Below are 8,126 nucleotides of genomic sequence, written 5' to 3'. Positions count from 1 at the left end.
TTATCAAGGGCGCAATCGAGCAAGGCCTCCCGGAGTGGCGCGTCGAGGTGATCCGGCAGGTTCCCCATAGACCGTGCTGAAAAGTCGGGGAGAACTCCAGTAGGCACCCGCCTGGCGGCGGCTAGGGCGTTGATTTTCCGGGTTCAGGATTGTTTCGGGCACACCTACATCCCCTTCTTTAGCACCCTGATACTACCTTTGATAAGTAGGCGTGCTTGACTAGGAGTGTCCCCCTGCCCGGGCCATACTGTTTGAGCTTAACGGGGGCGCCGGTGCAGACTGTTGGTGGTGTTGGTGTTGCTCCGTGAAGGGTTAGAGAGCAAGCGTGATCATGGTGCATGCTTGGCCGTTGGGCATGGCCGCTCGCTTGTTTCATGACGAGGCGGGAGGCCGGCCGAGGCGGCCTACGCCGCCGCCTCGTGCACCGTCTAGCACGGCGCTCACCGGAGCGAAGGATCGGCGCGTCATGCGATCTTTAGTGAGGCAGGCTTTGTGGAGGTAAAAGTTGCCGGCAAGGCCCTGCTGGTCCAGCAAAATAACTCTCTGCCGCAGGACCCGGGGCAACGCCACCAGAAGGATTCGCCAGTGAACAAGGTCTCAACGGGTCGCTTTGCAGTTTTGCCGCAGCGAGTAGAAGCTGCCTGCTGTCCTCACGGGCTCCAAAGAAAATCTGCGCTTGAGGTAGCCAGAAACCCGGAATGGGGTTCAACACGGATAGCCGTTCGAAAAAGGGAGGGCGCGCTGGCCAGAGGTGACCTCTCCCCGCGCCCTGTGGGAGAGGAGTCCAGCCGAACGAGGCACACCATTACGTTTCAGCCGCGTATATTTGGGCCCCGGTGCGGATTTTTTATCGCATGCTGCAAGTTAATACGCCTGATCGCCTAGGATATCCCTCGTGCGCACACGAGTAATGAAAAAGTTCTGTCGGCCGACGCCTTCACTGCGCATCCGTTTACCGCGCTCCCTTCTTTTTAATCCCCCCCCCTGTGAAACCAAAATGGTAAGTTTATGCAGGTTCGAATAGAAGCGGATGAATATCAAAACTTGCTTCAATTTAAAAAAAATGCGTTCCTATTCCGCTAGCGCCAGAGGGGGCATGCCATCTCATCTTGTAAAAAGCGCTGTAATGAAATCTTTATCCCAAGGCAAAACAGACTACAAGACCCTGGGAGAACGTTTAGCCAATTAAGGGTCCCGTCCGTTTTCTATCAGCAGCTTAAACCGCGCGCAGCGAGTTACGAGCGCCCCCTGGTCCGCTACATTCGCGTTCCTGCGTTGCCTCTGCCCTGTTGTCTTCTGATTTAAACTGGAAATCATCACTATGCAAAAGCTCACCATCAGAAAGCTTAGCGAAACTGGGCTCCACGAGTCTGAGGTTGCAGCACTACAGACTCTCTCTGAAAGCCTGCCTCCCCGTTGGTTAGCATACTCTAATCTCGAATTTAGACACGCCGAATACGGGAATCGAGAAATTGATCTAGTTTTGGTAACACCAGATGTGATTATACTCGTCGAGCTGAAAAATTATAACGGCTATCTGCGCTCAGACGGGGATAAATGGATCCTAAACGATAAAGATATGGGCGAATCCCCTGTCGCAAAAACAGACCGAAAATGCAAACTATTAAAAAATATAATTCGTGAAAAAGAATCGCATACGATAGGGAACGCTTATGTAGCACCTATAGTTGTTCTTTGCGGCAACGCAGACGCAAGAAAGCTTTCGGAGCGCGACAAAGGGTTTACAGTTACGTTGTCCGAATTCTGTAAAATAGGGGAGACCAGCCAGTTTAACAAGGTGTTCCCCGCGGTTCGTCCTAGAAAGAACTCTCTCCTGAACGAAAAAGAAGCTTTTAACCGGCTCTTCTCAGTCAAAAACTTCGATGCTAGAAAGATGCGTTATCTCGATTTCGTGCCCGAAGGTGACGCAATCTTCAAGCATGCCAAAGATATTTACAACGAGTTTATTGCGAGACGGGAGACTTCAAAGCGCTCTCGCGCCCTTTTAAGGGTTTGGAACCTTCAGTCGCTTCCGGAGACCTACTCCAGTCGAAAAACGTGGGAAGAAATTATTTCCCGTGAAAAGGAAGTCATTGATTACGCAAAGCACGCTGCACCAAAAGAAATCTCTAGCGTACTACTTACCCCCATAGGTGAGATGCCGCGCGACCAGTTTTCAAGTAACTTTTTCGAGCTGTACGAGCTTCCGCCAGGATCCGATCTGCTCGAGTCTTACGTGCAAAGGTCTAAGCATCGGTTAACACTTAGAGAAAGAATAACGCTGGCAAATCATCTTTTGACAGTGTGCGCCGGATTTCACGACCATAACATCGCTCACAGAGATCTCGCTGAATCGAGCGTTTGGACAGGCGATGATTTCGAAATTAGTTTATCGCGTTGGATGGCCGCCATTTACCCGGAAGGTAGTACTGTCGGCAAAGTTCGCGATGTCCTGCATTCCGGCCGCGTTGTAACCCCAGAAGATAAATTCGATGAGCACTCGGACCCTTACCGTAGAGACGTTTATCTACTCGGGGCCCTTGTGTATTTTATTATAGTTGGCGACCATTTGCCAGTTGAGGACGGGGTTGGAAACTTCAAGAATCTTCCGGGCGACTTAGCTACCGGCGATGTCGATAAAGATGATTTGACACGTGTTCTCGGGAAGGCGCTTACTTGGGATCACCAAGACCGGTATGAAACGGCATCTGATTTTAAACAAGATTTTGTTGCGGCAACCAAAAGTCATAATAAGCCAAGTGATCTTTTTATCGAGGAGCTTTCTTCATATAAAAAGAATATTATACCTTACAGCACATACCCGCTTGCAGAAAACATTAGCCATAGCCACACGCATATCTATTTAAGCTCTCTCGGTGGCGAGCGGTATGTCGTTAAAGTATGGCCAAACGTACGTGTCAGTGCCGAAGATTCCGGAAATAATTCTCGTCTCCTAGGATTTTTGAATGCAGCGGCACACCTGAGAGACTCCCGCCCTAGCGCCGCCCAGTCTGTAGTCGATTTCGGGATTTCAGATTTTGGGCCCTTTCTGGTTGTCAAAGAGTGCTCTGGTCACTCACTGCGAAACCTTCTAGATCAAGAGCAGTTGAGCCTTGAAGATCGTTTAAAAACAGCGCTTGCCTGCATCGAGTGTATTGATACTTTGCATGCCCTAGACATTTCGCATGGAGATGTCAAACCAGAAAATCTTTTCATATTCACCGACCAAGCTACGGACACGAAACGTGTATGTGCGATTGACGTCCCGGACATGAGCGCGGGGGCAGAGGAGTGCGGAACGCCGAGGTACAGGGACGAACGGATTGAGCAGCGGAATGATCAAGCCCAGGATCGGTTTGGCATATTAGCTGTAGTTAGTGAGGTCCTTGGTGGCGCCGTATGGGAAAAAGCCCAGGACAAGTTAGTTTCATTCGAAAGCGTAGAGTTAGAACATGTAGAGTATGAAATAAATGAATTGTACGGCCGGTGTCAGCCGATTAAATCTGTGGAGGCAGTGAAAAGTAGTCTACAGCAAGCATTAGAGCGCCTCCACAAGTGCGATTTGATTCGACTAGAAGTGCCGTGGAAACACGTGACCGCGAGGACCCCTTTTTATCCTGATGATGAATACTATGATGTTCATGTGCGCCCATTGTCTGACGCTCTTTATAAAAGGCTCAACCTGGATGCAGAGAAAGGTTTACTTTATCAGGTAGTTATTGTAGGGGTTAGCCAGGCGTTTCGATTGGTTTGGAACCAAGCGGAGTCATGTATACATACCGCAGATTTAGTTGCACCAAATTTTGGTGAATACAACAGCAAAAATGCGCTCGGGTGGTTGCGAGCCTTTATAGTATTTGTTCCAGATAGCGCGACAAAACTGCGAGTTGTGGAGGAAACGCTTGGCTGGCAGTTGAGCGATATTGTTTCAGAGTTTGAGGCAAGGGAAACAAAGCCGGAACCCAATAAAGACTCTGGTGCTGATAACGCATACGATACAACCGAAGCCGATGAAGACGTAAAAAGCGATGAATATAAAACAGTCAGTGTACAGGAAATCTGGCGGGCATTGATTAATGCCGAGGTGAGTGTACTACCAGAAATCACTGTATCCGAGGAACCGCAGCGCATAGGCCGACGCGGTAAGGAGTTCATATTTACTTACGAAAGCGTTGACAATCAACCGATTGAGTTTGATTCAAATGAGCGAACCATTGTTGAAAAAAAGGTCTCAACCGATAAATACCAGACGGTTGGAAAAATAAAGCCCGAATCCACTAGCAATGAAATTTTGGGTGTGGAGTTCTGGAAGCCCATAAAGGCTGGCGATCGTCTGAGGCTAAACGGAGTTTTGGCCAAAGCGTCGTATGATAAAAGACGGAAAGCGGTAGAAAGGCTTTTGGAGCATAAAGCCACATATCCCGATATTGTTGATTGGATGGCGGGCCGGCGCGAGGCGCCAGGAGTGTTTCAGGAATCCTCCAAAGAAACACTAGATCAGCTAAAAGAGCGTTTCGATTTAAATGGCAGTCAGCGAAAAGCATTGGAGAAGGTCCTAAACTTCGGACCCCTAGGTCTTGTGCAAGGGCCGCCGGGTACGGGGAAGACACTATTTATTGCTGTGTTGGTATATCAGCTTCTTCGGGGTGGCCAGAGTAACGTCTTGTTGACTAGTCAGTCACACGAGGCAGTAAATAACTGCGTGGAGAAACTGATTAGCGTTTTTGGGGGGGAGCTTGAGGGTCTGGATTTGGTCCGGGTGGGCCCAATAGGGATGTGCTCTGAGGTATCAGCAAAATTTCATATTGATAATATTCAAGCGCGATACCAAAAAGAATTTCGGAATGATATGCGCGCTCGGTTGGAGGAGGTCGGCAGCGCGATTGGCCTCCCGGATCAGTTTGTGAGTCAGTTAATACGGCTTCGGCTCGCTACGAAGCTGCTGGTAGATCAATATTTGGCACTGTCAGACGATGAACCGCTCGAAGACAGAGCGACGCGTGATGTGAATCGAGCACGACACGGTATCATTACGAGCATGCGGAGCCGCGTACGAAAAATATCGAAGCGGTTTGAGGAGTATTTACAGGATTCTGATATACCAGAAGCCGTAGAGCTCATGAAGCATGATTTAGTGAATCGTCATAATATAACTAACGAGGATTCGGTCCGTCGACTAGAACAGCTGATTCAGATCGGTTTCGAATGGGTGGACGCGCTTGCGAGTTCGCACGGTAATTTCGCAGAGTTTTTGACACGAACTAAGAGAGTGGTTACTGGCACCTGCGTAGGGATTGGACGTAATAATTTAAATATATCGAGTGAGCAGTTTGATTGGGTGGTTATTGACGAGGCGGCTAGGTGTAGCTCCGGTGAACTAGCGGTTCCAAGCCAAACTGGACGACGGGTCGTGCTGGTTGGTGACCACCAGCAGCTACCGCCGATGTATACGGAGCCTGTAATCGGGAAGGCATGTGAGGATCTGGGGGGCACGGTAGAAGAAAATGACATCGTTGAAAGTGACTTTAGTAGAGCGATTCGTAGCGTCTACGGTAAGGAGTTCGGGCAGCTGCTGAAGGAGCAATATCGTATGGCTGAGCCGATAGGCGCTATGGTGTCTGATGTTTTTTATGCGTCGGCAGGGGGTCTGCAAACGAGAAAGAGTGATTTCATTCTGTGCGGCGCCAAAGAAGAAGAACCCATTCGGCAAGACGTGTTATGGCTAGATACGCGTAAATGTGGAGAGTCAGCTGTGGAGGTAAAGGAGGAAGATACAGAAGGTCGGGAGCTGACAAGTTTCGTGAATAAGGCCGAAATAAGGGCAATTCTAGAAGTCCTTAGGAAGTTGTCTGAAAATGAGGAGTTGGTTCACCGGTTGTTCGAGGTGTTAGCGGGGGGGCAAAAACCAATCGGAGTTATTTGCGCTTATGCGGGCCAGAAACGGGAGCTTCTTAAGCAGCTGAGGCAGCGAGCATTCGAGGAGAAGTTCCAGGAGCTAATTAAGATTGATACGATCGATAGTTATCAGGGCAAAGAGAATTTGGTCGTTATCTTAAGTCTCGTAAGAAATAACGCTATGCAAAAGGTTGGATTTTTGCAGCGGTCGGAACGTGTTAATGTGGCAATTTCGCGAGCAATGGAGAAGTTGATTGTCGTCGGGTCGTCAACTACGTGGGGGTCGTCGAAGACACCGCCCGGAGACGTCTATCGGTATATCAGGGAAAAGAAGGGCGGCGATACCCGGTATGAAGTTCGCGATTTCGAAAATTAAAAAGGAAGGACAATGAGAATGATCGAAGTTTTGAGTCAAACCTTCAATGTTCCCTGTCGTCGGTTTTCTGTGAGGCTCACAGTTGCAAAGAATGAGCGGTTGCCGTTAGTTAAAGAGTTTACGATGCGACTTTTGTATGTATTGAGGTCGTCGTCCTCTAGAGGGCTACAAAGCTTCTTTGGTTTTAGTGACCGGGAAATGTCAATATTGATGAGAGACTTGGATCAGGCGGGGTTGATCGAATTCGAAGGTGAGAATGTGCGGTTGACTGAAGATGCGGCGCGGAGGTTTGAGGAGGGCGGCGGTGAAGTTCCGCACCTCCAAGACGTAGAAGACTGGAAGGAGAGGTTTGCGGTGGACTTCATTAGTTTTAGCCTGATTCCCTATCAAGTGCGAACAGATAACATTCGTTTGTTTCATGAAATAAAGGCGGTGGATGACGAAAAGAAATCGAAAGCAAGGGAAATAGCTCGGGAGGTGTTTGTGAGCTCTTTTTACGAGTTTGTTGATAAATATAAGACAAATATTAGCGAAGACGAGCGAGATAATCTCTCGATTTATGGGGTCTCCGCAGTAGATGCGGAGAATTCATTTTCGTTTCCTCTTACAGTGGATCTTGTGGTCGATCCTACGGCGCCGGCCAAAGCTCATCATCGGTACGGAGTTTTTGATAGCGACGCAGCTCAGGAGAATCGGCGCGCTTTAATTCAGGAAGTGGCTAGGGGCATAGATAAGATAAAGAAGAAGTCGATATTGGCCACGGAGTGGCCGGAGTCTTTGGTGAAGGAAGTAGGAGATTCTGTTTTCTCAAAGCGTATAGCAGCTGGAAAAGTGGATTGCCGGGGTATTTTGGAGGATTTTTGTAATGAAACAGTTCTGCCCTACGATGACGGAAAGAGCGTTGCCATTGCGGGGCATTTCCTGAAAGGTGATAATTTGGAAGCGCTATTATATCAAATGCAATCCGCGGCACATGAAAAAAGTAGCGAACACCAGGGTGATAATAGTGGAATAACCAACAAGATAATATGGCAAAAGCCTTCTAATGAGTTTTGGGGCCGTGACGAAGAGACGTTTGCTGGGTTCACGCGTGTGAGGCGGGAGATGAGCAGTTTGGTAGGGCATAAAAGCGAAATCGTACTCGTGGGGAATAGGAATTATGAAGATGGCAAAGAACTGAAGAAAAGGCTCAGTCGCCCTCGGGGGAAATACGCGTTTGAGAGGGGGGTCGTGGTCTCCCTCAGGGAAGAGGTGGCATGTATGGAGGCGTTTGTGGTCCCTGGGATGATGGCGGGGGTGCTGGTCTACTATCTTCCGGAGAGTGAAGCCGAGGTCCCGATACCGCTTGGTTTCGTTACGAGGGACGAGGTGAAAGTAAAGAGTGTCTCGAGGTTGCTTCTTGGGCATTGGCTCGGCCAAGGCCGAAAGGTGTGGGAGGTGTGGCCGGCGTCGGAGGAGACCGAGGTTGCGCCACAAGAGGTGTTTGAAGAAATGATAAGCGTGCTACCTAGGAGTCAGTCGAGACGGCCGCGACTGACGTTGAATCGCCGGTGACTGTTTATGTGGCTTCGTCCCGGACGGCGACATTAGCAGGAGGTGATAGGGATGGAGGGTCGCTTGTGTGTCGCGCGCGCACGTGCTGTGTCGGTAACGGGCCTCCGAAGTTCGTCAGCTAATCGCGTAACTTCCCGTTTTGCTTACACCTCGTAAGCGAAAAATGCCACAACAGGCCCTCAGGCGGGCCGTTTCGGGACCTCGATGCCGACGTCTTTGAACAGCTCCAGTTGCTCCGGTGATGGCTTGGTCACGCCCTCGAAGTCGCGGCCACCGATGCGCACGGTGTGGCGCTGGATCT

2 protein-coding genes are annotated in these 8,126 nt (G+C 49.6%); both read left to right on the top strand.

Annotated features, from left to right (window positions below; all coding sequences use genetic code 11):
* The first annotated feature begins 1,321 nt into the window (after window positions 1-1,321).
* On the top strand, window positions 1,322-6,271 hold the full coding sequence (locus LRF89_RS12735) for an AAA domain-containing protein (protein ID WP_238637299.1): 4,950 nt from the start codon (window positions 1,322-1,324) through the stop codon (window positions 6,269-6,271).
* A gap of 12 nt (window positions 6,272-6,283) precedes the next feature.
* A complete protein-coding gene (locus LRF89_RS12730) occupies window positions 6,284-7,825 on the top strand; it encodes a hypothetical protein (protein WP_238637298.1) in 1,542 nt (513 codons plus the stop codon).
* The last annotated feature ends 301 nt before the right edge of the window (window positions 7,826-8,126 follow it).

The sequence above is a fragment of the Halorhodospira sp. 9621 genome, assembly GCF_022228055.1.
GTDB lineage: Bacteria > Pseudomonadota > Gammaproteobacteria > Nitrococcales > Halorhodospiraceae > Halorhodospira > Halorhodospira halophila_A.
This window is presented reverse-complemented; position numbering and strand designations above follow the sequence as displayed.